At 70.4% G+C, this 24,135-nt stretch carries 20 protein-coding genes; 9 read left to right on the top strand and 11 right to left on the bottom strand.

Going from position 1 to position 24,135, the window contains the following annotated elements; all coding sequences use genetic code 11:
• Positions 1–206: 206 nt before the first annotated feature.
• Positions 207–1,232: a TRAP transporter substrate-binding protein gene (locus ABZT49_RS05805; protein WP_355284245.1), complete on the top strand. Its 1,026-nt coding sequence runs from the start codon at positions 207–209 to the stop codon at positions 1,230–1,232.
• A complete protein-coding gene (locus tag ABZT49_RS05800; RefSeq protein WP_355284242.1) occupies positions 1,229–3,103 on the top strand; it encodes a TRAP transporter large permease subunit in 1,875 nt (624 codons plus the stop codon). The genes ABZT49_RS05805 and ABZT49_RS05800 overlap by 4 nt, the downstream gene beginning before the upstream one ends.
• A gap of 258 nt (positions 3,104–3,361) precedes the next feature.
• Here the strand turns inward: ABZT49_RS05800 and ABZT49_RS05795 are convergent, their stop codons facing one another.
• The 4 genes from ABZT49_RS05795 to ABZT49_RS05780 form a co-directional block, all read right to left on the bottom strand.
• On the bottom strand, positions 3,362–5,089 hold the full coding sequence (locus ABZT49_RS05795) for an FAD-dependent oxidoreductase (protein ID WP_355284239.1): 1,728 nt from the start codon (positions 5,087–5,089) through the stop codon (positions 3,362–3,364).
• A 9-nt stretch (positions 5,090–5,098) separates the two neighbouring features.
• Positions 5,099–6,325 (bottom strand): NADH:flavin oxidoreductase/NADH oxidase, encoded by a 1,227-nt coding sequence (locus ABZT49_RS05790; RefSeq protein WP_355284236.1) that lies wholly within the window; start codon positions 6,323–6,325, stop codon positions 5,099–5,101.
• A gap of 206 nt (positions 6,326–6,531) precedes the next feature.
• The gene (locus ABZT49_RS05785; RefSeq protein ID WP_355284234.1) at positions 6,532–7,221 is read right to left on the bottom strand and encodes an EthD family reductase; all 690 of its coding nucleotides are present in this window, start codon (positions 7,219–7,221) and stop codon (positions 6,532–6,534) included.
• A gap of 11 nt (positions 7,222–7,232) precedes the next feature.
• Complete coding sequence (locus ABZT49_RS05780; RefSeq protein WP_355284231.1) at positions 7,233–7,982, bottom strand: glucose 1-dehydrogenase; 750 nt, start codon at positions 7,980–7,982, stop codon at positions 7,233–7,235.
• A 249-nt stretch (positions 7,983–8,231) separates the two neighbouring features.
• On the opposite strand from ABZT49_RS05780, the gene ABZT49_RS05775 reads away from it, so the two are divergent.
• From ABZT49_RS05775 to ABZT49_RS05755, 5 genes are all read left to right on the top strand, one after another.
• Complete coding sequence (locus ABZT49_RS05775; protein WP_355284228.1) at positions 8,232–9,458, top strand: ABC transporter substrate-binding protein; 1,227 nt, start codon at positions 8,232–8,234, stop codon at positions 9,456–9,458.
• Positions 9,459–9,488: 30 nt separating this feature from the next.
• Entirely contained in the window at positions 9,489–10,421 is a 933-nt protein-coding gene (locus ABZT49_RS05770; RefSeq protein ID WP_355284225.1) for a branched-chain amino acid ABC transporter permease, read from the top strand.
• A 5-nt stretch (positions 10,422–10,426) separates the two neighbouring features.
• The gene (locus ABZT49_RS05765) at positions 10,427–12,223 is read left to right on the top strand and encodes a branched-chain amino acid ABC transporter ATP-binding protein/permease (protein ID WP_355284222.1); all 1,797 of its coding nucleotides are present in this window, start codon (positions 10,427–10,429) and stop codon (positions 12,221–12,223) included.
• Positions 12,220–12,984, top strand: coding sequence for an ABC transporter ATP-binding protein (locus tag ABZT49_RS05760; RefSeq protein ID WP_355284219.1), 765 nt, complete (start codon positions 12,220–12,222; stop codon positions 12,982–12,984). The genes ABZT49_RS05765 and ABZT49_RS05760 overlap by 4 nt, the downstream gene beginning before the upstream one ends.
• Positions 12,985–13,407: 423 nt before the next feature.
• Positions 13,408–14,262, top strand: a complete 855-nt coding sequence (locus ABZT49_RS05755) for an IclR family transcriptional regulator (protein WP_355284216.1) — start codon at positions 13,408–13,410, stop codon at positions 14,260–14,262.
• Positions 14,263–14,297: 35 nt separating this feature from the next.
• Here ABZT49_RS05755 and maiA read toward each other — a convergent pair whose 3' ends face one another.
• The 6 genes from maiA to ABZT49_RS05725 all read right to left on the bottom strand — a co-directional run bounded on the left by maiA (position 14,298) and on the right by ABZT49_RS05725 (position 20,621).
• On the bottom strand, positions 14,298–14,933 hold the full coding sequence (gene maiA, locus ABZT49_RS05750) for a maleylacetoacetate isomerase (protein ID WP_355284213.1): 636 nt from the start codon (positions 14,931–14,933) through the stop codon (positions 14,298–14,300).
• Positions 14,930–16,240 carry a fumarylacetoacetase gene (gene fahA / locus ABZT49_RS05745; protein WP_355284210.1) on the bottom strand — a complete coding sequence of 437 codons (1,311 nt, stop codon included), beginning with the start codon at positions 16,238–16,240 and terminating at the stop codon, positions 14,930–14,932. Before fahA ends, maiA begins: the two co-directional genes overlap by 4 nt.
• Positions 16,240–17,601, bottom strand: coding sequence for a homogentisate 1,2-dioxygenase (gene hmgA, locus ABZT49_RS05740; RefSeq protein ID WP_355284208.1), 1,362 nt, complete (start codon positions 17,599–17,601; stop codon positions 16,240–16,242). Before hmgA ends, fahA begins: the two co-directional genes overlap by 1 nt.
• Positions 17,602–17,699: 98 nt before the next feature.
• The gene (locus ABZT49_RS05735; RefSeq protein WP_355284206.1) at positions 17,700–17,933 is read right to left on the bottom strand and encodes a DUF2783 domain-containing protein; all 234 of its coding nucleotides are present in this window, start codon (positions 17,931–17,933) and stop codon (positions 17,700–17,702) included.
• Complete coding sequence (locus ABZT49_RS05730) at positions 17,933–19,594, bottom strand: FAD-dependent oxidoreductase (RefSeq protein WP_355284203.1); 1,662 nt, start codon at positions 19,592–19,594, stop codon at positions 17,933–17,935. The genes ABZT49_RS05735 and ABZT49_RS05730 overlap by 1 nt, the downstream gene beginning before the upstream one ends.
• Positions 19,595–19,667: 73 nt before the next feature.
• On the bottom strand, positions 19,668–20,621 hold the full coding sequence (locus ABZT49_RS05725) for an MBL fold metallo-hydrolase (protein WP_355284199.1): 954 nt from the start codon (positions 20,619–20,621) through the stop codon (positions 19,668–19,670).
• 227 nt (positions 20,622–20,848) lie between these two features.
• Here ABZT49_RS05725 and ABZT49_RS05720 point away from each other — a divergent pair, with 227 nt between their 5' ends.
• On the top strand, positions 20,849–21,298 hold the full coding sequence (locus ABZT49_RS05720) for a MarR family transcriptional regulator (RefSeq protein WP_355284196.1): 450 nt from the start codon (positions 20,849–20,851) through the stop codon (positions 21,296–21,298).
• 668 nt (positions 21,299–21,966) lie between these two features.
• The gene (locus tag ABZT49_RS05715) at positions 21,967–23,199 is read left to right on the top strand and encodes an ABC transporter substrate-binding protein (protein ID WP_355284193.1); all 1,233 of its coding nucleotides are present in this window, start codon (positions 21,967–21,969) and stop codon (positions 23,197–23,199) included.
• Between the two features lie 33 nt (positions 23,200–23,232).
• On the opposite strand, the gene ABZT49_RS05710 is transcribed toward ABZT49_RS05715, so the two are convergent.
• Complete coding sequence (locus ABZT49_RS05710) at positions 23,233–24,096, bottom strand: MurR/RpiR family transcriptional regulator (RefSeq protein ID WP_355284191.1); 864 nt, start codon at positions 24,094–24,096, stop codon at positions 23,233–23,235.
• Between the last annotated feature and the right edge of the window lie 39 nt (positions 24,097–24,135).

The following is a 24,135-nucleotide window of genomic DNA, read 5'->3' as shown; positions in this document are numbered from 1 at the left end:
AAACCGCAAATAATCTGGATTGTCCTACATCGACGCGGTTCCTACTCTCGGCGACCAAGCGAGACGAGCCGTTCCGGATCCAAGGAACGCCGCAGGGGAGGATGACGGGCGCGAACGCCGCGCGCCCGAGCCTGCGCCTCCTCCGTCTCGACCCAAACGATGCCGCACCGCGGGCCCCGCGGATGACGGCGCGCCGGAGGAAACCCATGACGTCCACGCCCCAATCAGGACCGTCGCGCCGCCTGTTCCTGGCCGGCGCCGCCGCCTTTCCGCTCGTCGCGATCCGTACGCAGCCGGCGCGGGCGGCGGAGTTCACCTACAAGCTCGCCACCGGCCAGTCTCTGACCCAGCCGATCAACGCCCGGCTCGACCAGGCCTGCCAGCGCATCCGCGAGGCGTCGGGCGGGCGGATGGAGCTGAAATTCTTCCCCGCGAGCCAGCTCGGCTCCGACACCGACCTGATCACCCAGGTGCGCTCGGGCGGCATCGAGTTCCTCAACATCGCCGGCTCGGTGATCTCGACCGTGGCCTCGGGCGCGGCGATCACCAATGTCGGCTTCGCCTTCTCGGACTACGACCACGTCTGGCGCGGGGTCGACGGGCCGGTGGGCGAGTATGTCCGTACCCAGATCGAGAAGGCCGGCCTGATCGTCGCGGCGAAGGCCGCCGATAACGGCTTTCGCCAGATTACCTCGAACGCCAAGCCGATCAAGACGCCCGACGACCTCAAGGGCTACCGCATCCGCGTGCCGGTGGCGCCGATCTTCACTTCGCTGTTCTCCAGCCTCGGGGCGAGCCCGACCTCGATCAACTTCAACGAGCTCTACACCGCGCTGCAGACCCGGCTGGTCGACGGCGAGGAGAACGGGCTGGTGACGATCGAGGCCGGCAAGCTCTACGAGGTCCAGAAATACCTCACCGAGACCAACCACATCTGGGACCCCTTCTGGCTCGTCGCCAACCGGCGCGCCTTCGGCAAGCTGCCCGGGCCGCTCCAGGAGATCGTCCGGCGCGAGCTCGACCGGGCGGCGATGGAGGAGCGCGAGGACGTCCAGCGCCTGACCGGTACGCTGAAAGGCCAGCTTACCGCCCGCGGCCTCACCTTCGAGACCGCCGACAAGGCCGCCTTCCGCAAGGCCCTGACCCAGGCCGGTTTCTACCGCGACTGGCGCGAGAAGTTCGGGCCCGAGGCGTGGAAGGCCCTCGAAGCCGTGACGGGGGATCTGGCATGAGCGCGGTGGCCGACCTCCACGCCCGGCCGGCGGCCGCCCTTCCGGCGGCCGACTGGCTCTCCTCGGCCGAGCGGGCTCTGCGCCTCGCCGTCGAGGTGCCGGCGGCGGTTCTCGTCGCCGCCGAGGCGGTGATCCTGTTCGCCGGCATCGTCTCGCGGGCGATCGGCCACTCGATCATCTGGAGCGACGAGCTCGCCTCGATCCTGTTCCTGTGGCTCGCGATGCTCGGCAGCGTCGTGGCGGTGCAGCGGGGCGAGCACATGCGGCTGACCTTCGTGGTCGGCGCGCTCTCGCCCCGGGCCCGGGCCTGGTGCGAGGCGCTGGCCATCGGGGCGGTCTTCGCCTTCCTGGCGCTCCTGATGCACGCGGCCTACGACTACACCGAGGACCAGTCCTTCGTGGAGACGCCGGCGCTCGGCTGGTCGGGCACGGTGCGGGCGCTCGCCGTGCCGGTCGGCTTCGTGCTGGCATTGCTCTCCTGCGCCTTGCGCCTCGCCCGCCACCGTCCGGCCGACCTGATCGCGGTCGGCGCCGTGCTCGTCGGGATCGTCGCGCTCCTCGCCCTCGGGGCACCGTGGCTCACGGCGATGGGCAACTGGGCGCTCCTGGTGTTCTTCGTCGGCCTCCTCGGGATCGGGATTCTCGCCGGCGTGCCGATCGCGTTCTCGTTCGCGCTCGCCACCTCCGCCTACCTGCTCACCACCACCTCGACGCCGCTCACCATCGTGGTCGGGCGGATGGACGAGGGGATGAGCAGCCTGATCCTGCTCGCCATCCCGCTCTTCGTGCTCCTCGGCCAGCTCGTCGACGCAACCGGGATGGCCCGCGTGATGGTGGCGTTCCTCGCCTCGCTGCTCGGCCACGTGAAGGCCGGCATGTCCTACGTGCTGCTCGGCGCGATGCTGCTCGTCTCGGGCATCTCCGGCTCGAAGACCGCCGACATGGCGGCGGTGGCGCCCGTCCTGTTTCCCGAGATGCGCAAGCGCGGGATGAAGGACGGCGAATTGCTCTCGATCCTCGCCGCCTCGGGGGCGATGAGCGAGACGATCCCGCCCTCGATCGTGCTGATCGCCATCGCCTCGGCGACGGGCGTGTCGATCGCCGCCCTGTTCACCGCCGGGATCCTGCCGGCCCTGGTCCTCGCCCTCGTGCTGGCGGCGGTGGCCCGCTACCGCGCCGGCAAGGAGGAGGACGCCGTCGTGATCCCGCGCGCGCCTGTTTCAGTGGTGAAGAAGACGCTGCTGATCGCGCTGCCGGCCCTGCTGCTGCCGTTCCTGATCCGCACCGCGGTGGTCGAGGGCGTCGCGACCGCGACGGAGGTCTCGACCATCGGCATCGTCTACTCGCTGGTGCTCGGCCTCGTGATCTATCGCGGCGGGCTCAAATCGCGGGAGATCCTGCCGATGCTGGCGCGGACCGCCTCGCTGTCGGGGGCGATCCTGTTCATCGTCGGGGCGGCGAGCGCGATGGCCTGGGCGCTGACCCAGTCGGGCTTCTCGCACGACCTCGCCCGGGCGATGGCGGCGGTGCCGGGCGGCAAGACCGGCTTCCTGTTGATCTCGGTCGTCGCCTTCACCGTGCTCGGCAGCCTGCTCGAAGGCATCCCGGCGATCGTGCTGTTCGGTCCGCTGCTCTTCCCGATCGCGCACCAGTTCGGGATCCACGAGGTGCATTACAGCATGATCGTGATCCTCGCGATGGGACTGGGCCTCTTCGCCCCGCCCTTCGGCCTCTGCTACTACGCCGCCTGCATCATCGGCGGGGTCGCGCCCGAATCGGGGATGCGCCGGATCTGGATCTATCTCGGCGCGCTGTTCCTCGGGCTCTTGGTCCTCACCTTCGTGCCGTGGTTCTCGATCGGGTTCTTGTGAAGGCGTGTCTGCCTCTCTCGACGATCCTGAAACCCTCCATCGTCATCCCGGGGCCGCGCAGCGGAACCCGGGATCCATAACCGCCGACGGTTGAGAATGAAGCGGACGGCGTCCCGCTTCTTCCTGGAGCGTCAGCGGTTATGGATCCCGGGTTCTCGACTTCGTCGAGCCCCAGGATGACGTCGAGAGTTGTCGAATGCACCGGAGGATGAAAGCTCTGCCGGGGCGCTTGCTTGAACGGATCGAGAGGATCCCGCCTCACGCCGCATCAGGCCGGGCCGGCGCGAGGGCGGCCGCCTCCCCGGCGAGGTGACGGCCGGCGATGTAGCCGAAGGTGAGCGCCGGACCGAGCGTGATGCCGCCGCCCGGATAGTTGCCGCCCATGATGCTCGCCATGTCGTTGCCGGCGGCGTAGAGGCCCGGGATCGGGCGGCCGGCCCGGTCGAGGACGCGGGCGTGGCCATCGGAGCGCAACCCCGCGAAGGTGCCGAGATCGCCCACCACCACCTCGACGGCGTAGAACGGCCCGGTCGCGATCGGCGCGAGGCACGGGTTGGGCGTGAAGTCCGGATCGCCGTTGAAGCGGTTATAGGCCGTCGAGCCCTTGCCGAAGGCCCGGTCCTCCCCGTCCTGCACGTCGCGGTTCCAGGCGGCGACCGTCTCCTCCAGACCGCCTGCGTCGATGCCGGCGTTGCGGGCGAGCTCGGCGAGCGTCCGGCCGGTCTTCAGGTAGCCGGAGCGGATGTTCGGGCCGACCGGGACGGGGAAGGGCTTGACGAAGCCGAGGCCGAAGCGGGTCAGGAACGGCTTGTCGACGACCAGGAAGGCGCGGGCCGCCTCGCCCTGCGCCTTGGCGGCGAACAGCGCCTGCACGAAGTCGTGGTAGGAATTCGCCTCGTTGACGAAGCGCCGGCCGTTCGGCAGCACGGCGATCAGCCCGGGCTTGGCGCGGTCGATGAAGTGCGGGAAGACACCGAAGCCGCCGCCCTTGCGCGGCACCCGCGACACCGGCACCCAGGCGGCGGCGTTGGGGTAGCTGTCCTCGACCACCGCCCCGGCCTCCTCGCCCAGGCGCAGGCCGTCGCCGGTATTGCCGGCCGGGGCCGGCGAGAAGTGGCCGCGATTGTCCCGGTCGTGCGGGAACATCGTCCGGCGGCGGCTCTCGTCGTTGGGAAAGCCACCGGCGGCCAGCACCACGCCGCGCCGGGTCCGCACCGTCACGGCCGCGCCGTCCCGTTTGACCGTGGCGCCCTGGACCGCGCCGTCCTCGACGATCAGCCCGGTCGCCGGCGCTCCGGTCCAGACGTCAACGCCGAGGTCGAGGGCGCTGCGGAAGAGCCGGGCCGCCAGCGCGTTGCCGTTGGTCAGGAGCATGCCGCGCCCGCTCTTGAGGAGGTCGCTTGCATGCGAGGCGAGGCGCTTGCCGACGTAGAGCGCCGAGGCGAGCGAGCGCGTCACGTTGAAGAAGTGCTTCAGCTCCGGTCCGGAGCCGATCATCAGGCCGACGAAGGTCAGCTCGGGCAGGGGCGGGCGCAGCCGCTTCAGCTCAGCTCCGAGTGCCTCGCCGCGAAAATTCTGCGCCTTGATCGAGCGCCCGCCCGACCGGCCGCCGGGCGCGGTCGGATGGTAGTCGGAGAAGGCCGAGGCCGGCTCGAAGGTGACGGCGGTCCGGCTCTCGAAGAACGCGATCGCCTCCGGCCCCTGGGCCAGGAAGGCGTCGACGCATTCCGCGTTGAAGTGGTTGCCGGCCTCGTGGCGCAGGTAGGTGCGGGCCTCCTCGACGCTGTCGGCGATGCCGTCGCGGCGGGAGACCGGGTTGTTCGGCACCCATAGGAAGCCGCCCGAATAGGCGGTGGTGCCGCCGACGAACTCGGCCTTTTCGGCCAGGATCACCGAGAGGCCGTGCGCGGCGGCCGTGACCGCCGCCGCGAAGCCGCCGGCGCCGGACCCGACGACGAGGACGTCGCATTCCACTGTCTGGCTCATCTTCGTCTCTCAGGCGTTCGTCGGGGGAGGGGCGCGCAAGGTGCGGCGGCGGTCGCGCAGGAGCGCGCCCATCGCCTCCTCGCGCTTGGCGAGCCACGCGCCGTGGCGGACGGGCCAGCCGGCATAGTCGGGGGGCAGTCCCAGCGCCTCGGCGGCGCGGCGCGGCCAGTAGGGATCCTCGAGGGCGGCCCGCGCGACCGCCACGAGGTCGGCGGCGCCGGAGCGCAGGATGTCCTCGGCCTGCGGCCCGTCGACGATCATCCCGACGGCCTGGGTGGAAATCCCGGCCTCGCGGCGGATCCGCTCGGCGTAAGCCACCTGGAAGCCGAGGCCGCGCGGCACCGTGATCCGCCGCGTCTCCTCGGCGAGGCCGCCCGACGAGACGTCGACCACGTCGATTCCCGCCGCCTTGAGGGCGCGCGCGAGGACGACCGAGTCGTCGAGGTCCCAGCTGTCGGAGGCGCCGTCCACCGCCGAGATGCGGCAGAACAGGGGACGCGACGCGGGCCACTCGGCCCGTACCCGCGCCGCGATGGCGAGCGGCAGCCGCATGCGGTTATCGCGCGAGCCCCCGAAGGCATCGTTGCGCCGGTTGGCGAGCGGCGAGAGGAAGCTCGTGGCGAGGTAGCCGTGCCCGAAATGCAGTTCGACGACGTCGAATCCGGCCGCGACGGCGCGCCGGGTCGCGGCCGCGAACTCCTCGATCACCCCGGCGATCCCGGCCTCGTCGAGGGCATCGGGCGTCGTCCAGCCGGGTCCCGCCGCGACCGGGCTCGGCCCGAGCCGGCGCATCCCGTGGGCGTCGAGCTCGGCCTGGGTGAAGGCGTGGCCGCCATCCCAGAGGGCGTGGCTCCCGGCCTTGCGGCCGGCATGGGCGAGTTGCACGCCGATCAGCCCGCCCTGGCCGTGGACGAACTCGACCACCCGGGCGAGCGGCGCGACCTGGGAATCGTCCCAGAGCCCGAGATCCTTGAGGCCGATCCGCCCGTGCGGCGAGACGGCCGTGCCCTCGGTCAGGATCAGCCCGGCCCCGCCGAGGGCGAACTTGCCGAGATGGACGAGGTGCCAGTCGGTGGCGCAGCCTCCTTCGGCGGCGTGCTGGCACATCGGCGAGATGACGATGCGGTTCGGCAGCGTCACATCCCGCAGGCGTAAGGACGAGAACAGCAGCGGTCGGTCCGACGCCTGGGCGGGTTCGTCAGACGACGGCTCAACGTCTGTTTGATTGGCTTTCATGGAGCTGACACCCTCCGGGTCATTCCGGGGCCGCGCAGCGGAGCCCGGAATCCAGAGCCGCCGACGCTTCAGGAACGAGCGGCGCGCGATCCGCTTGATTGACGACCAACTGAGTGTCTGGATTCCGGGCTCCGCTGCGCGGCCCCGGAATGACCAGCAGGGTGTCAAGACTGGCGAGTAAATCAGACCGGCTCTTGGACAACGACTTAGACAACGACGTGCACCTCGACCAGGAACGGCGTGATCTCGGCGATGAAGGTGTGCGCGTGGGCCTGCGAGCGGACCGCCGCCGCGTCGGCGAAGGAGGCGTCGAGCGCAGCCTCGTCGGCGAACCACATCTCGACGATGCCGTCGGCGGGAATCGCGTCGTAGCCCGCCGAGCGGCCGGGCGGGGCCTGGCGCGACAGGATCAGGTTCTGCCGGTAGCCGAGGAGCGTCGGGAAGGCGCGCACCAGCGGGGCGTGGACCTCGAACCACTCTTGCCGGAACCGCTCCGGCGTCACATGCACCGGCCGGCGCAGGAACGACATCCGCTTGATCGAGCGAGGGACCGACGGATCGAACGGGACCACGGTTCTCTGCTCGACCGTGACGATGCGCGTCTCGGCCAGGAACGCCGCCTCGTCGGCGCGGGTCGGCGGGTAGGCGGGCGAGTCGATCGCCGCCCGCATGGCGTCTTCGGACTCGAACCACAGCTCCGAGATGCCGTCGATGTCCCAGGCGCCGCGGGCGTGGTCGATGCCGAGCTGGCGGCGGTCGACGACGTGGTTCTGGTGGTAGGCCACCAGCCCCGGGAACCGGGCGGCGATGGGACCGTGGACGTCGCGCCAGTGGCGGCGGAAGGCCTCGGCCGACAGGTCGGGCCGGCGGCGCAGGAGGCCCATGCGGACGAACATGGCAGGGATCCTCAGAGCGCCAGATAGCCGCCGTCGACGACGAGGGTCGTCCCGGTGACGTAGCTCGACATCGACGAGGCCAGGAACACGACCGGGCCGACGAGCTCCTCCGGCTCGCCGTAGCGGCCCATCGGGATGCGGGCGAGGAAGCGCTCCGAGCGCTCGGGGTTGAGGCGCGTCGCCTCGGTCATCGGCGTCGCGATGGTGCCGGGGGCGATCGCGTTGACCCGGATCCCCTCCGGCGCGAGCTCGTGGGCGAGGCTCTGGGTCAGCGCGCGCAGGCCCGCCTTCGAGACCGGGTAGCTCACCGAGGTCGCGGTCGAGACGAACGAGGCGATCGACGCGATGTTGACGACCGTCCCCTTCGTCCGCCGCAGAGCCGGCAGAAAGGCCACTGTCAGGGTGAGCGCGCCGGTGAGATTGACGTCGAGGGCCGCCTGCCAGTGCCGCTCGAGATCGGGGCTGTCGACCGGGTGACGCGGGCAGATGCCCGCATTGTTGACGAGGATCGAAACGCTGCGCGACGCCGCTTCGAGCTCCGCCGCGAGCCGCCCGGCCCCCGCCTTGTCGGCGACGTCGAGGGCGTGGGCCGTGGCCTCGCCGCCGTCCTCGACGATCGCGCGGGCCGTCCGGCCGGCGGCGTCCCCGTCGATGTCGGTGCAGACGAGCGCGGCGCCTTCCTTCGCGAGGCCGCGGGCGATGGCGGCGCCGTTGCCCTGTCCGGCGCCGGTCACCAAAGCGGTTCGTCCCTGCAGCAGCATGCGCCGCCTCCCGTCTCGTCCGGCCCCATTCGAGGAGGCCTTGTCAGTGCTCGATGTCGCATATGACGATGTCGTTCGCAACAAACAAATTCGTTGCTTGCGAACGCAGTCGCTGTCAGCTAATGCTTGTGCAACGATCCGGAACGCTGCGCAGGCGGGGGCGCCGGACGACAAAGACGGGCCGCGGCGGGGTGCGCCGTCGCGGCGGCGGCCCTGCGCCGCGCCAAAAAGCGCACCGTGGGAGGACACATGACGGATCTCGGTCTCACCCGGCGTGGCCTGGTCGGCGGCGCGCTCTCGCTCGGTCTCGCCGCCCCGCTGGTCGCCGGCGTGCCGCGCCGCGCCTGGAGCGCAGGCGAGATCAAGATCGGCTTCAACGGCGACCTCTCGGCCTCGCCCTCGGCCCAGTCCGGGCGCGCCGCGGTCGCCGGCATCCAGGCCGCCCTGGAGGACCTGAACGGCAAGGGCGGGGTGCTCGGCCGCAAGATCGAGCTGGTGGTCCGCGACGACCTCTCGCAGCCGCCGAAGTCGATCCAGAACATGAGCGACCTGATCGACAACGAGAAGGTCGTCGCGGTGCTGGGGCCGACCAATTCGGGCAACGCGCTCGCCTGGAAGCAGATTCCCAACCAGAAGCGCATCCCGGTGATGGGCTGCATCGGCTCGGCGACCGACATCACCAAGCCGATGAGCGCGAATGCCGACAACTACATGTTCCGCGTCGGCAGCGTCGACCGTTTCCAGGTGATCGCCGTCGTCGCCTATGCCAGGAAGAACCCGGCGACGAAGAAGGTCGGCCTCCTCACCGAGACGACCGGATACGGCCAGAGCGGCCTGAAGGACCTCATGGAGGTCACCAAGGTCCAGGGCATCGTGCCGGCCGCCAGCGAGAAGTTCGGCGTCAACGACACCGACATGACCTCGCAGCTCGCCAAGCTAAAGAGCGCCGAGGTCGACACGGTGCTGCTCTGGGCGCAGGGCACGCCGATCGGGCAGGTGATGCGCAGCATGGACAAGATCGGCTACTTCCCGACCGTCCTGACGAGCTGGGCCGCCGACAACCTGAGCTTCCTCAATGCGGCCGGGCCGACTTTGGCCGAGAAGCCGATCTTCCTGCGCACCGTCTCGGAGACGCGGACGGCGCGCCAGCAGGCCTTTTTCGAGCGGATCCGCCCGAAGCTCGACGCCGATTCCGCCTTCTCCTTCGCGGTCCACGCCTATGACGGCACGATGCTGCTGGCGCTCGCCATGGCGCAGGCCGGCTCGACCGACGGCGCGGCGGTGCGGGCCGCGCTGGAAGGGCTGAAGGCGCCCTACGAGGGCAGCGCCAAGACCTACGCGCCCCCGTTCTCGCGCGAGAGCCATGAGGGGCTCGGGGCTGCCGACCAGCACTGGACCTGCTGGCGCGGGGGGAAGCTCGCCGCCTTCGAGGATCCGATCGTCGCCTCGCTGAAGCCCGAGGATTTCAAGGGCTAAGCCCGAACCCGCGCGACGGGAGGTGCAGCGATGACGACACTCATCCAGGTCCTGGTGAGCGGGCTCGCGATCGGCGGCGTCTACGCCCTGATCGCCATGAGCTTCAGCATCACCTTCACCACGACGAAGACCCTGAACTTCGCGCAGGGCGAGTTCGTCGCCGTGGGCGCGTTCCTCGGCGTCACGGTGCTCTACCTCCTCGCGCGGGCAGGAGGGGGCGGGGAGGTGTCCTTCGCCTCCCTGCCGCCATGGGCCTCCGCCGGCCTGAACTACCCGGTCGCCACCCTCGTCGCCGGCCTCGTCCTCGGGGTGCTCGGCCTGCTCCTGTTCGTGGTCGCGGTCCGCCCCTTCGCGGGCAAGGCCGGCATGAACTGGGTGATGAGCACGATCGGCTTCGGCATCATCGTGCAGAGCCTCGGCCTCGCGGTGTGGGGACCAGCCCCGGTCAACGTGCCCTCGCCCTTCGGCGACGACGTGATCCGGGTCGCGGGGGCCGGCATCCGGCCGCAGGAGATCCTGATCCTCGCGGTCGCGATCCTGCTGATGCTCGGGCTCGACCGGGTGATGCGTGGCACCCGGATCGGCAAGGCGATGCGGGCGGTCGCGTCCAACCCCCAGGCCGCCTCCCTGATGGGCATCAACGTGGCGGCGATGATGCTCGGGGCCTACGCGCTGTCGAGCCTGCTCGCCGGCATCGGCGGCCTCCTCGTCGCGCCGATCGCCTCGGCCTCGCTGTTCCTCGGCATGGGCATCGCCCTCAAGGCGTTCTCGGGCGCCATCGTCGGCGGCCTCGACAATCCGCGCGGCTGCATCGTCGGCGGCTTCGCGCTCGGCCTGCTCGAATCCGGGGTGGCGTTGTGGAGCGCGGAGTGGCGGGAGATCGTGATCTTCCTCCTCATCATCCTCGTCCTGGCCGTGCGGCCGAACGGGCTCTTCGGCGCCCAGTCCCTCGACAAGGTCTGACCGTCATGCGCGACATCCTCATCGCGGTCGCGGTCGCGCTCGCGGCGGCAGCCCTCGCGGCGGCCACCGACAACGACTTCTACCTCCGCATCCTGTTCTCGATCTGCGTCTACTTCCTGTGCGCGACCGGGATGAATGTGCTCCTCGGCTTCGCCGGCCAGAAGTCGCTGGGCCAAGCGGGCCTGTTCGCGGCGGGCGCCTACGCGGCCGCGCTCCTCACCACCGCGGCGGATCTCGACCCCTGGCTCGCCCTCGTCCTCGCGACCGCGATCTCGGCGTTCTGCGGCGTCCTGATCGCGGCGCCGTCCCTGCGCGTGAAGGGCCCGAGCCTCGCCATGGTGACGCTCGCCTTCGGCATCGTGGTCGAGAAGCTCGTCACCGAGGTGTCCGACGTCTTCGGGGGCGCCATGGGCATCTACGCGATCAAGCCGCTCACATTCGGGGGCCAGCCGCTGACGATGGCGGGCTGGGTGTGGTTCGCGATCGGCCTGTCGCTCGCCGTCCACCTCCTCGTGCGCAACCTCCTCGTCGGGCGCTTCGGCCGCGCCTTCCGGTCGATCCAGGCCGACGAGGTCGCGGCGAGCGCGGTCGGCGTCCCGGTTCTCCGTTACAAGGTGCTGGCCTTCGTCATCGCGGCGGCCACCTGCGGCCTCGCCGGCGCCCTGGTGGCGCAGCAGAACCAGTACATCAATTCCGATTTCATCACCTTCAACCTCTCGGTCTTCATCCTGCTGACGGTGCTGTTCGGCGGCAGCGGCTCGCTCGCCGGCCCGCTCTTCGGCGCGGTGATCCTCACCGTCCTGTCGAGCGTGCTGGCGCGCTGGACCTGGATCGAGCATTTCGTCAACGGCGCGCTGCTGCTCTTCGCGCTCTACGCGATGCCGCGCGGCGTCGCGGGCGTCGTCACCGACCTGATCGGCCGCCTCGTCCCGGGCCCGCGCGCCGCGGCGGACGGGTCCGCGCCGGTCGCGCCCGCCCTGCCGACCCGGCCGGGCGCCCCCTCGGACGCGGCTCTCCTCCAGGCGGTGTCGCTGTCGAAATCCTACGGCGGCGTGAAGCCGGCGCGGGACGTCAGCGTGACGCTGACGGAGGGGCACATCCACGCGCTGATCGGGCCGAACGGCGCCGGCAAGTCGACCCTCATCAACATGCTGTCGGGCATCGTCCGCCCGAGCGAAGGACGAATCCTGTTCCGGGGCCGCGACCTGGCGCGCAAACCCGTCCACGCGATCTGCCGCCTCGGGATCGGCCGGACGTTCCAGAACCTCCGGCTCTTCCGCGACCTCACGGTGCTGGAGAACGTGCTGCTCGGCAGCCACGACCGGATGCGCAACGGATTCCTGCGCTCGCTCCTCGGGCTCGGCGGGCCGGAGGAGGAGGCGGCGCGCCGGCGCGCCCGGGACATCCTCGCCTTCGTCGGCCTGTCGCACCTCGCCGCGGCCAAGGCCGGCGGCCTCGCCTACGGTCTCCAGCGCCGGGTGGAACTGGCCCGCGCGCTCGCCACCGAGCCCCGCCTCCTGCTCCTCGACGAACCGGCGGCCGGCCTCAACCCGCAGGAGACCGACGCGCTCGGCGACCTGATCCTGCGCATCCGCGACCAGGGCATCACGATCCTGCTGGTCGAGCACCACATGGACATGGTGATGCGGATCTCCGACCACGTCGTCGTGCTCGATCACGGCGAGCGGATCGCCGAGGGGCCGCCCGCCGCGATCCAGCGCGATCCGCGCGTCACCGCGGCCTATCTCGGCAGCGACGACGTCACCCTGTCCCTCGCCCGTCCGGAGGCCCTGGCGTCATGACGATCCAGTCCATCGCCCCCTTCCGGGCCCGGACCGCGGAGGCGCCGGCGCTCGAGGTCGAGGCCGTCAGCCTCGCCTACGGGCCGATCGAGGCGGTGAGCGGCGTCTCGCTCAGCGTGCCGCGCGGCGCAGTCGTCGCCCTCGTGGGCGCCAACGGCGCCGGCAAGACGACCTTGCTCAAGGCGATCTGCGGCCTGATGCCGGTCGCCTCCGGGCGGATCCGGTTCGAGGGCCGGGACATCACCGCGATGCCGGCGCACCGGCGCGTGGCGGCGGGAATCGCCCTCTCGCCGGAGGGCCGGCAGGTCTTCCCCGACCAGTCGGTGGCCGACAACCTCGAACTCGGCGCCTATGCTCGCGGCCTCTCGGGCCCGGCGCTGGCGGCGGCCATGGAGGAGCAGTTCGCCCTCTTTCCGCGGCTGAGGGAGCGCCGCGACCAGCCCGCCGTGACCCTGTCGGGCGGCGAGCAGCAGATGCTGGCGATCGGCCGCGCCCTGATGGCCGGCCCGCGGGTGCTCCTGCTCGACGAGCCGTCCCTCGGCCTCGCGCCGCTGATCATCAACGACATCTTCCGGGCGATCGCCCGATTGCGCGACGGCGGCATGACCATCCTCCTCGTCGAGCAGATGGCGAACCTCGCGCTCGCCATCGCCGACACCGCCTACGTCCTCGAGACCGGCCGCGTGATCCTGTCGGGCCGGGGGCAGGATCTGCTGCGCGACCCGCAGGTGCGGTCGGCTTATCTCGGCAGTAGGCATTGAGGGGGCAGGGGTAAAGAACGTGCAGGTCCTCCTCTCCCTGCGGGAAAGATTGTCCGGGGAAAGAAGAGGCGCGGGTCCCCCCTCTCCCGTGTGGGAGAGGGGCCGGGGGTGAGGGTGACACGCTTCAGTGTAAAGCACTGAGCGTCGTGCTGGCAGCGTCACGGCTCAGATCTATCCTGAAGCGTGTCACCCTCACCCCTGCCCCTCTCCCACACGGGAGAGGGGATCCCGAGCTCGAACTTGAAAGGATCTTTCCCCCGACACCCCCACGCCTGCCGGAAGGGAGGACCAGATGTGCGACCCGAAAAGGCGGGACCGATTGTGCGGTCGCCCGCGGAGTCCCTAATGGAGAGCGATCGGTCGCGCGGGGGCGCCTCTCCGCGGCAGGGCCGCGAGGCGCAGGCGAGGAGGAGCGCTGTCGTGATGAGCAACGTCGAGGGGCGCGGCGTCCAGTCCGTCGAGGTCGGGGCGCGGATCCTGCACGCGATGGTCGAGATCGGCGCGGCGGCGATGCTCCGGGACATCGCGGCGCGGGCCGACATCGCCTCGGCCCAGGCGCATGCCTACCTGGTCAGCTTCCGCAAGACCGGCCTCGTCGAGCAGGATCCGCAGACCGGCCGCTACCTGCTCGGGCCGTTCGCGCTGCAACTCGGCCTCGCGCGGATGCGGCAGGTCGACACCCTGCGCGTCGCCGGGAGCGCGGCCGCGGACCTCGCGACCGAGTTCGGCCTGATGGTCACCCTCGCCGTCTGGGGCACCCACGGCCCGACGATCGTGCAGGTCCAGGAGGCGGAGGTGCCGATCCACGTCAACCTGCGGGCGGGGGGCGTCTACACGCTCACGGGAACGGCGACGGGCCGCCTGTTCGCCGCCCACCTGCCGCCGCGCATCGTGGCGCCGCTGGTCGAGGCCGAGCTGCGCGCCGGGTCGCAGGGGCGCGGCATCGGCGTGCCGACCTCGCTCCCCGCCCTCGTGACGGCCGCCGAGCAGATCCGGATCGAGGGCTGCTCGACCACCGCCGGCAGCCCGGTTCCCGGCATCAACGCGATCGCGGTGCCGGTCTTCGACCATACCGGCCAGCTCCAATGCGCCCTCACCCTGATCGGCCCCGAGAGCGCGGTCGATCTCGGCCAGGCGAGCCCCACCGTGGCGCGGGCCCGCGCCTTCGGCCAGGAGATCTCCGCCAGGCTCGGCTACCGCGCCGGCGGGACGGAGGCCGCGGCCGAGCCCCCCGCCACGGGCGGCCGCCCGCGCCGCACCGCGCGGGCCGAGGGCTGAGGGACCGTCGGGACCGCGCGGGGCATCCCCCCGGACTATTCGGCGTCGGGCTGGCGCGAGGGGTGGGCGGCCTGGAAGGCCGGATGCGCCTCGGCGAGCGCCGCGGCGCGGGCGATCCGCGGAAACGCCTCCAGCGGGACGGCGAAGCGGCGGGCGGCGTAGACCTGCGGCACCAGGTAGACGTCGGCGAGGCCCGGCTCGGGGCCGAAGCAGTACCCCTCGTCACCGATCAGCGCCTCGATCGCCGCGAATCCCTCGGCGATCCAGCGCCCGATCCAGGCCGAGACCGCCTCCTCGGACTGGCCGAGATCGCGCCGCAGGTGGTTGAGCGGCCCGACATTATGCAGCGGATGGATGTCGCAGCCGATGATCGCCGCCACCGCCCGCACCCGCGCCCGCGCGACCGGATCGCCCGGCAGGAGCGGCGGATGGGGGAAGACCTCTTCCAAGTATTCGATGATCGCCGGGGACTGGATCAGCACGCTGCCGTCGTCGAGGGCGAGGCTCGGCACGCGTGCCTGCGGGTTGATCCGCCGGTAGGCCTCGCTCCGATGCTCGCCGCCGTTGCGCACGAGGTGCACCGGGATCTGGTCCGGGGTCACGCCCTTGAGCGTCAGCGCGATGCGCAGGCGGTAGGACGAGGTCGAGCGCCAGTAGCCGTAGAGCTTCATGCGACCGCCCCGAGGATGACTGCCCGGCACTCGCCGAACCCGATCGGGGCAAAGCCCTCGCGGATGCCGCGGGCCCGCAGGATGATCTCGTCGCCGTCCTCCAGGAACCGGCGCTCCTCGCCCGAGGCGAGGCGGAGCGGCTCCCGGCCCCCGAGCGTCGCCTCGACCAGGCTGCCGCAGGCGGCGCGGTCCGGCCCGGAGATCGTGCCCGTCCCCAACAGGTCGCCCGGATGCAGGTTGCAGCCGCCGCTGGCATGGTGGGCCACCATCTGTCCAACCGTCCAGTACATGTGCCGGGCGTTCGAGGCCGAGACCCGGTGCGGGGGAAGGCCGGCCGCCCGCAGGCCCGGGGTTACCAGCAGCACGTCGAGGCTGAGGTCGAGGGCGCCGCTCCTCTGGTCGGCCTCGTCGCGGAGGTAGGGGAGGGGTGTCGGATCGCCCTCCGGCCGCGGACTTTGCGCGATGCGGAACGGCGCCAAGGCTTCCGGGGTGACGATCCAGGGCGAGATCGTCGAGGCGAAGTTCTTGGCGAGGAAGGGCCCGAGCGGCTGGTACTCCCAGGCCTGGATGTCCCGCGCCGACCAATCGTTGAGCAGGCAATAGCCGGCGATGTGGTCCTGCGCCTCGCCGATCGGGATCGGCGTGCCGAGCGCGTTGCCGGGGCCGATCCACACCCCGAGCTCGAGCTCGAGGTCGAGGCGGGCGGAGGGGCCGAAGCTCGGCGCGGCTGCGTCCGGCGCCTTCGACTGGCCACGCGGCCGGCGCACCGGCACCCCGGAGGGCCGGATCGAGGAGGCGCGGCCGTGATAGCCGATCGGCACGTGCTTGTAGTTCGGCAGCAGCGGATTGTCGGGCCGGAACTGCTTGCCGATATTCTCGGCGTGGTGGATGCCGACGTAGAAATCGGTGTAGTCGCCGATCCGGGCCGGCAGGTGCAGGGTGCAGGCGCTCGCTTCGTGCAGGAGCGGCGCGACCCGGTCGCGCTCGGCCGCGCCCTCGCGCAGCAGCGCCGACGCCTGCGCCCGCAGGGCCCGGCGCGGTCCCGCCCCGAGGGCGAGGAGGGCGTTGAGGGCGCCGCCCCCGGCGGCCTCGGCGGCGCGCGCCGCCTCGCCCTGGAGCAGGCCGGTGGCGAGGAGCGCCGTCAGGTCGAGGATGTGGTCGCCGATGGCGACGCCCGGCCGCATCACGCCGTCCGCAGGCGAGAACACCCCGAGCGGCAGGTTCTGGATCGGGAAATCGGGATGCCCGTCGGCCCCCGGGACCCAGGAGCGCAAGGTCGCATCGTGCGTCTGGTCGAGCGTCGTCATCAGCGTGCCTCGGGCCGGGTGGGATCGAAGTGCTTGGCGAGCTTGCGCCCGTAAGTCCCGTAGTCCTTCTGCAGCGCTGGCGTCTCGGCGGCGAAGCGGCTGACCTTCTGGGGAAACCGCGTCTCGAACATGAAGGCCAGCGTCCCTTCCAGCTTGTGGGGCTTCAGCTCGACGGTCGAGGCCTTCTCGAACGCGTCGACATCCGGCCCGTGCGGCAGGAGCGTGTTGTGCAGCGAGGCGCCGCCCGGCTGGAAGCCGCCGCCGGTCTTGGCGTCGTAGACGCCATAGACCAGCCCCATGAACTCGCTCATCACGTTGAGGTGGTACCACGGCGGCCGGAAGGTGTTTTCCGCCACCAGCCAGCGGTCGGAGAAGATGACGAAGTCGATATTGGCGGTGCCCGGCGTCTCGGAGGGCGAGGTCAGCACCGTGAAGATCGACGGGTCGGCGTGGTCGAACAGGATCGGGCCGACCGGCGAGAACTTTCTCAGGTCGTACTTGTAGGGCGCGTAGTTGCCGTGCCAGGCGACGACATCGAGGGGCGAATGGGCGATCTCGGCGGCCCAGAGGTTGCCGCCCCACTTCACCAGCATCGTGCCGGGCGCGTCGCGGTCCTCGTAGGCCGCCCCCGGCGTGAGGAAGTCGCGCTGGTTGGCGAGGCAATTGGCGCCGATGGGCCCCCGCTCCGGCAGGGTGAAGGCGCCGCCGTAATTCTCGCAGACATAGCCCCGGGCCGGGCCGTCGAGGAGTTCCACTGCGAACTTCACGCCGCGCGGGATCACCACGATCTCGCCGGGCTCGACCTCGATGACGCCGAACTCGGTGCGGAAGCGGAGAGCGCCCTGTTGGGGCACCACCAGCATCTCGCCGTCGGCGTTGTAGAAGTACTCGTCCTGCATCGAGCGGGTGGCGAGGTAGAGATGCGCTCCCATGCCGGCCTGGGCGCCGGCGTCGCCGGCCGTCGTCATGGTGCGGATGCCCTCGACGAAGGAGAGCGGCTCCGTCGGGATCGGGATCGGATCCCAGCGCAAGGGGGCCGGCGGCAGGTCGGCGGCGTCGGCCGGGGCGGTGAGCCAGAGGCGGGCGTCGACCTTCCGGAACGCGCCCCAGTGCATCACGGTCGGGCGGATGCGGTAGAGCCACGAGCGCTCGTTGGTGGTGCGCGGCGCGGTGAAGGGCGAGCCGGAGATCTGCTCGGCATACAGACCGTAGGGGCACTTCTGGGGGGAGTTGCGGCCGACCGGAAGCGCCCCGGGCAGGGCCTCGGTCTCGAAGCCGTTGCCGAAGCCCGACAGGTAGCCCGGGTGGATCGGCCGCGCGGCGGGTTCGCCGGCCGGAGCGGGGCGGGTCTGCTGGTTCATGGATGGGTCTCCCATACCGTGAAGAGATTGTTCAGGGGCCGAGCGGGCTCGGGCAAAATCGTGGCGAGAGGGCGCGCTCTGTTCTGAAGCCCGCCGGATCAGGCCGACATCGCATGATCAGAACTCGCCAAGCCGAGCGAGCGCCGCGCCAGCGCGATGGCCTCGGCCAGCAAGGCGGGATCGCCGACCTCGTGGGCGAGGATCAGCACGAGCCGTGCGTTGAGCGCCGCGCTGTCCTCGTCGCTCAAGCCGTGATGCGCCCGGATCAGGGTCTCGTAGACCTCGTCCGCCCGTCCGGCGAAGCCGTCGTCCTGTCGCAACCGTGCCGTCATCACGCCGCCTCCTGGACCGATGCGCCGGACCGGCCGCGCGCGCGATCGAGCGCGTCGGCCACCTGCGCGCCGTCGAGCGCCGCGAAGCGGGCGGCGACGTGCGCGTCGGGCCGGATCAGGGTGGCCGCCACGGATCCGGCCCCGTAGCGCCGCCCGGCGAGGCCATCGGTGTCGCACAACACCTCGGCCCCCGGCACGGTCATCGGCCGCTCGGCCACGACGACGCAGCGCAGGCCGGGCGGGAGACCGGAGAGATCGGGCGCCTCGGCACCCGCGAGGATCAGGAGCGCGAACGACCCGCCGAGGTGGTCGAGCAGCCAGGTGCTGCGGCCGGTCGCGTCGACGACCGGGGCGTCGAGGCAGGCCTCGCCGGGCCGCAATCCCCCGGCCAGCGGGACCCGGTCCGGGGTCTGGAGCGCCATGCCGGCGAGGCTGCACGGCCGCGAGAGGCGACCAGCATTGAGGAGGGAGCGGGCGAAGGGCGCCTCCGCGGCGAGATCCAGCACCCCATCGCGGAAGTGTCGCTCGGCCCGGGTCTTCGGGGTCATGAAATTGGTGGTGCGGCTGGAGTTGAGGATGTTCTCGTCGGCGCCGGCCCCGCGCTCCTCGTCGTAGGTGGTGATCAGGCTCTCAGGAGCCTCGCCGCTCACGATCAGCGCCAGCTTCCAGCACAGGTTGTCGGCGTCCTGGATGCCGCCATTGCCGCCCCGCGCCCCGAACGGGCTCACCACGTGGGCACTGTCGCCGACGAACACCACGCGCCCGTGCACGAAGCGCTCCAGCCGCGCGCAGCGGAACGAGTAGACCGAGCACCATTCGAGGGTGACCGGGTTGTCCTCGCCCATCACCGCCCGCACCCGCGGCATCACCCGCTCCGGCTGGCGCTCCAGCTCGGGATCGGCCTCGGGGCCGAGCTGGAAGTCGATGCGGAAGACGTCGTCGGGCTGGCGGTGCAGGAGCGCGCTCTGGCCGGCATGGAAGGTCGGGGCGAACCAGAACAGCCGCTCGGTCGGGAAATCCGCCCGCCGCGTCGCGTCGGCGAGCTTGACGTCGGCGATCAGGAAGCGCTCCTCGAAGCGCTGGCCGGGGAAGGGCAGGCCCATCCGGGTCCGGGTCGGAGAGCGCGCTCCGTCCGCCGCGATCACCCACTCCGCATCGAGAGTACAGGCGCCGTCCGGCGTCGCGATGTCGAGGCGCACGCCGTCGGCGGTTTGGGTCAGGTTGGTGACCTCGTGGCGCCAGCGCAGCGCGATCAGGTCGGACAATTCCGCCGCCCGCGCGATCAAATATTCCTCGACGGTGTATTGCTGCAGGTTGACGAAGGCCGGGCGACGGTGCCCGCCCTCGGGCAGCAGGTCGAAGCGGTAGAGCTCGCGCGCGCCGTGGAAGACCCGCCCGACCTGCCAGGTCACGCCCTTGTCGACCATGCGCTGCCCGACGCCGAGACGGTCCCAGATCTCCAGGGTGCGCTTGGCCCAGCAGATCGCCCGGCTGCCGGTCGCGACGGTGTGGTCGTCGTCGAGCACCACCACCGGCACGCCGCGCGTCGCGAGGTCGATGGCGCAGGTGAGCCCGACCGGTCCGGCACCGATCACCACGACCGGCCGGCGGCCGCCTGTTTCGGACGATGAGTGAGAGGCGAAGCGGGGGCGAGAGGTCATGGCGTTTCCTCGGGCGATGGCGGCGCGCCCGGTTGGCCCGGGCGTCGCTCTCGTGTTGCTTAGCGGGAGGGGTTCAGCCCTCCAGCGCCCGCCACATCTCGATGTCGCGCTCGGCGGTCCAGATCCGGGGCGTGTCGATCCCCTTCGCCTCGTCGTAGGCGCGGCTCACGTCGAACGGCATGCAATGCTCGAAGATAACCCAATGCCCGTATTTCGGCCGCATCTCGCTCATCGCCCGGGCATAGACCGTCTTGAGGTCGTGCCCGGCCGCGACGCCGGCCTTGGCGATGGTGAACAGGTCGCGCAGGAAGGCGCGGGTGCCCTCCAGCCCCTCGCGGATCTGGTCCGGGCTCGTCAGCGCCTCGCCGCGGCCCGGCACCAGGGCCTTGGGCTTCAGGGCCTCCAGGCGGTCGAGGGTGGCGGGCCAGTCGCCGTAATGCGCGTCGCCGCAATAGGGGGTGGCGCCGTACTCGACGAGGTCGCCGGAGAACAGCACCTCTTCCTTCGGCAGCCACGCGATGGTGTCGCCGGCGGTGTGGCCACGCCCGGCATGGATGATCCGCACCTCGCGCGAGCCGAGCCACAGGGTCATCTCGCCGTGGAAGGTCAGCGTCGGCCAGGTCAGGCCCGGGATCTCCTCACGCCCGCGGAAGAGCCGCGGGAAGCGCTGGATCTCCGAGTCCATGTCCTGCTGCCCGCGCTCGACGATCATCGCCCGGGCGACGTCGCTGGCGATGACGTTGACACGGTCCGGATAGCCGGCGACGCCGAGCACCCGCACGGCGTGGTAATGGGTGAGCAGCACGTGGCGGATCGGCTTGTCGGTAACCTCGCGGACGCGGGCCACGAGGTCGCCGGCCATGCGTGGGGTGGCGCGGGCGTCGATCACCAGCACCGAATCGTCGCCGACCACGATGCCGGAATTCGGGTCGCCCTCGGCGGTCAGCGCGTAGACGCCCGGCGCCAGCTCGGAGAAGGTTTCCTTCTTCTCGACCAGGTCACCCTGGCTGGCGAAACCCTTGCTCATGCGGTCCTCCTCCCTGGTCTTTCCCGCCTCGTCCGTCCGGCGCGTGAGCGTATCACCCATTTGGGCCGATCGGGCAGGCGGCGCGCTTCGGCGTTGCAAAGTGGCGGCAGCCATGCTTGTTGCGGGTGCAACCATTCATAATCAGTTGCGATCGCAACCGTCAAGCGGCATGGAGGCCTGATCGCGACGCCGCCTCACGGCGGCCGAGAGAGGGCGAGGGAGAGGGGATGAACCGACTGGACTTGCTCGGCTTCATGCCGTTCCGGCTCAACCGCCTCGCGACCGAGTTCAGCAATGCGCTCGCGGCAGATTACGCACGCTTCGGCATCGACATTCCGGAATGGCGGGTCCTGGCGACGCTCGGCATGCACGACGCGCCGCGGAGCGCTAACTACGTCGTGCGCTGCACGCGGACGCACAAATCCCGCATCAGCCGGGCCGTCGGCCATCTGGCCGAACTCGGCTTCGTCGAGCGCCTGGAGAGTGGCGACGACCGGCGCGAGATCATGCTCCAGCTAACGCCGCGGGGGCGCGAGGTCTACGAGGAACTGCTGCCGCTCTTGCGCGCGCGCGAGCAGGCGCTTCTGTCCTGCCTCAGACCCGCCCAGGCCGGCGCCCTCGACGACATCCTGTTCACACTCGAACGGTCGCTCGACCTGGTTGTTCACAAGAGATAATGCACATTTAATTTGTTTCTTTCATGTAATTAGCGTCAAAAATTTTGGCAAAATCCAGTGATGTCTCTCAAAAATGATTAATTAATAAATTAAAAAATTCGATATTGATCTCCCTTTTCCCGGACGACTGAAGCGATAGCGGAAGAAGATCCGGGATTCAGGAGAAAATTGCCGCGAAGCGGCTCTGTCTGTCGCACCGTTGCAGACGACGGACGCTTCGCGACTTTTCGTGCTGGATCCCGGGTCTCCTTCCGCTTCGTTACAGTCGTCCGGGAAAGGGGAGAGGCGGGTACCGACATGGCATGAACAACGCATTCGGGTGTGGCGGCATCGCCCCGCTCGCGCCCTCGCACGTTGCGAGTGGGGCGCTGGTACGACGCGTTGGAGCTCGTGCAACCGAGGCCTGCCGAACGTCGAAGTTATTCAACCGTCGCTTTCGACGTCGATCCGGCGCCGCTTCATCCCGAGGGATACGTTAGACGAGGTTAGGCATCCATCGACCGGGAACAATCACCCGATGGACACTTTGCAGTGCAACATAAAAAGGCGTTAAAATCGCGCGCCGTCAGCATTAAATCTTGGCAACACGCCTGTTTCGCCGTTGACACAAGTATCGCGAACGATCCTCATGGTTCGAGAAGATGACGGGATGTAAGAGGATCACGCCGATGCGGACGACCCGACGTCAGGTGCTGGCTGCCGGTGCCGGGTTCGGCCTCATGCCGATGCTGCCGCGGTTGTCGCGGGCGCAAGCCGCGAACACGATCCGGATCGGCGTCCTCAACGACCAGTCCGGGCCCTATCGCGACATCAGCGGGCCCTACGGCGTCGCCCTCACCCAAATGGCGGTCGACGAGTTCGGCGCCCGCGGCTTCCGGGTCGAGGTGATCTCGGCCGACCACCAGAACAAGCCCGATGTCGGGGCCGGCATCGCCCGGCAATGGTACGACCGCGACGGCGTCGATCTGATCATCGACGTGCCGACCTCATCGGTCGGGCTGGCCGTCAACCAGGTCGCCCGGGAGAAGAACAAGGCCTATATCAACACCGGCGCGGCCACCTCGGACCTGACGGGAGTGCAGTGCACGCCGGTCACGATCTCCTGGATGTACGACACGTACATGCTGGCGAAGTCGACCGGCGGCGCCATGGTGAAGGCGGGCGGCGATTCGTGGTTCTTCATCACCGCCGACTACGCCTTCGGCCACGCGCTGGAGCGCGACACCGGCACCTTCGTGAAGGCCAATGGCGGGCGCGTGCTGGGCAGCGTGCGCTATCCCTTCCCGTCGACTGCGGACTTCTCGTCGTTCCTGCTCCAGGCCCAGAGCAGCGGCGCCAAGGTGATCGGGCTGGCCAATGCCGGGGCGGACACGGTCAACGCGATCAAGCAGGCGGCCGAGTTCGGCCTGACCCAGCAGGGCTTCAAGCTGGCGGCTCTGCTGATGTTCCTGTCGGACGTGCACGCGCTCGGCCTTCCGGCGGCGCAGGGCCTGGTCCTGACCGAGAGCTTCTACTGGGACCTGAACGACCGCACCCGGGCGGTGACGCGCCGGGCGCTGCCGCGGCTCCGGGGCATGTACCCGAACATGGCCTCGATCGCGAACTACTCGGCGGTGCTGCACTACCTCAAGGCCGTCGCCGATATGGGCGTGCCGGCCGCCAAGGCCTCGGGCGTCGACGTCGTCAACCGCATGAAGGCGATGCCGACCGACGACGACGCCTTCGGCCCCGGCCGCATCCGCGAGGACGGGCGCAAGCTCTGCCCGGCCTACCTGTTCGAGGTGAAGAAGCCCTCGGAGAGCAGCGGGCCCTTCGATTACTACAAGCTCGTCGGCACGACCCCGATCGACGAGGCCTTCCGGCCCCTCGACAAGGGCGGCTGCCCGCTCGTGCGGGCGTGAGGGATCGGGGGCCGGCGCCCCTGTCCGCCCGGCTCACCCCCGGCGCTTCGCTCGCACCGCGTCCTGGGTCAGCGCGAGATTCGCTTCCGCCGCCTTGATGTCGCGCTGGGCCACCAGCACGAAGATGGCATCGAGGAGGCTCAGCTGCGCGATGCGCGCCGCCGCGTTCTCGCCGAGCAAAGGCGAGCCGCGCGCCGTCGAGCACAACACCACGTCCGCCACCTCGGCCAGGGCCGAGTGCGGGTAGTTGGTGATCGCGATGGTGCGGGCCCCGCGCCGCCGGGCGATCTGCAGCGCCTCCAGCGTCACCAGGGTCGCGCCGGTATGCGAGAAGCCGACCGCGACGTCCCGCGTGCCGAGGAGCGAGGCCGACATCGCCATCATGTGGGCGTCGTCGTAGACCGAGGCGCGGATGCCGATGCGCAGGAACTTGTGGGCGACGTCGCGGGCGATCTGGGCCGAGCCGCCGATGCCGTAGAAATCGCGCTGGCGGCCTTGCGCGATGAAATCGGCGGCGCGCTCGAAGGCGGCGACGTCGGCGATGGCCAGCGTCTCCTCCAGCGCCTGGATCGAGGCCCGGAAGACCTTGCCGACGATCTCGGCGCCGGAATCGTCGGGCGACAGGTCGTCGTGCATCTCGGCGACCGAGAGGCGGACGTAATCGGCGACGTTCTGGCGGAAATCGCGGTAGCCCGAGAAGCCGAGCTTCTTGGCGATCTTGACCACCATCGCCTCCGAGACGCCGGCGGCCTCCGCCACGTCCTTCAGGGCGGTCTCGGCGCTGAAGTCGCGCCGCTCGAACACGCTGTCGACGACCCTGGCTTCCAGCGGGGTCAGGTTCGGCCGCATCATGCGGATCCGCGGCCCGACCGACCTCGGATCCATTCCGTCGCTCATCGCGTCCGTCTCCTCGCGGGCTGCGCCGCTCTCACGTCC

It is taken from the genome of Methylobacterium sp. EM32, from assembly GCF_040593685.1.
Taxonomy (GTDB): Bacteria; Pseudomonadota; Alphaproteobacteria; order Rhizobiales; family Beijerinckiaceae; genus Methylobacterium.
The sequence above is the reverse complement of the archived record's forward strand: the minus strand, read 5'-3'. Positions and strand labels throughout refer to the sequence as shown.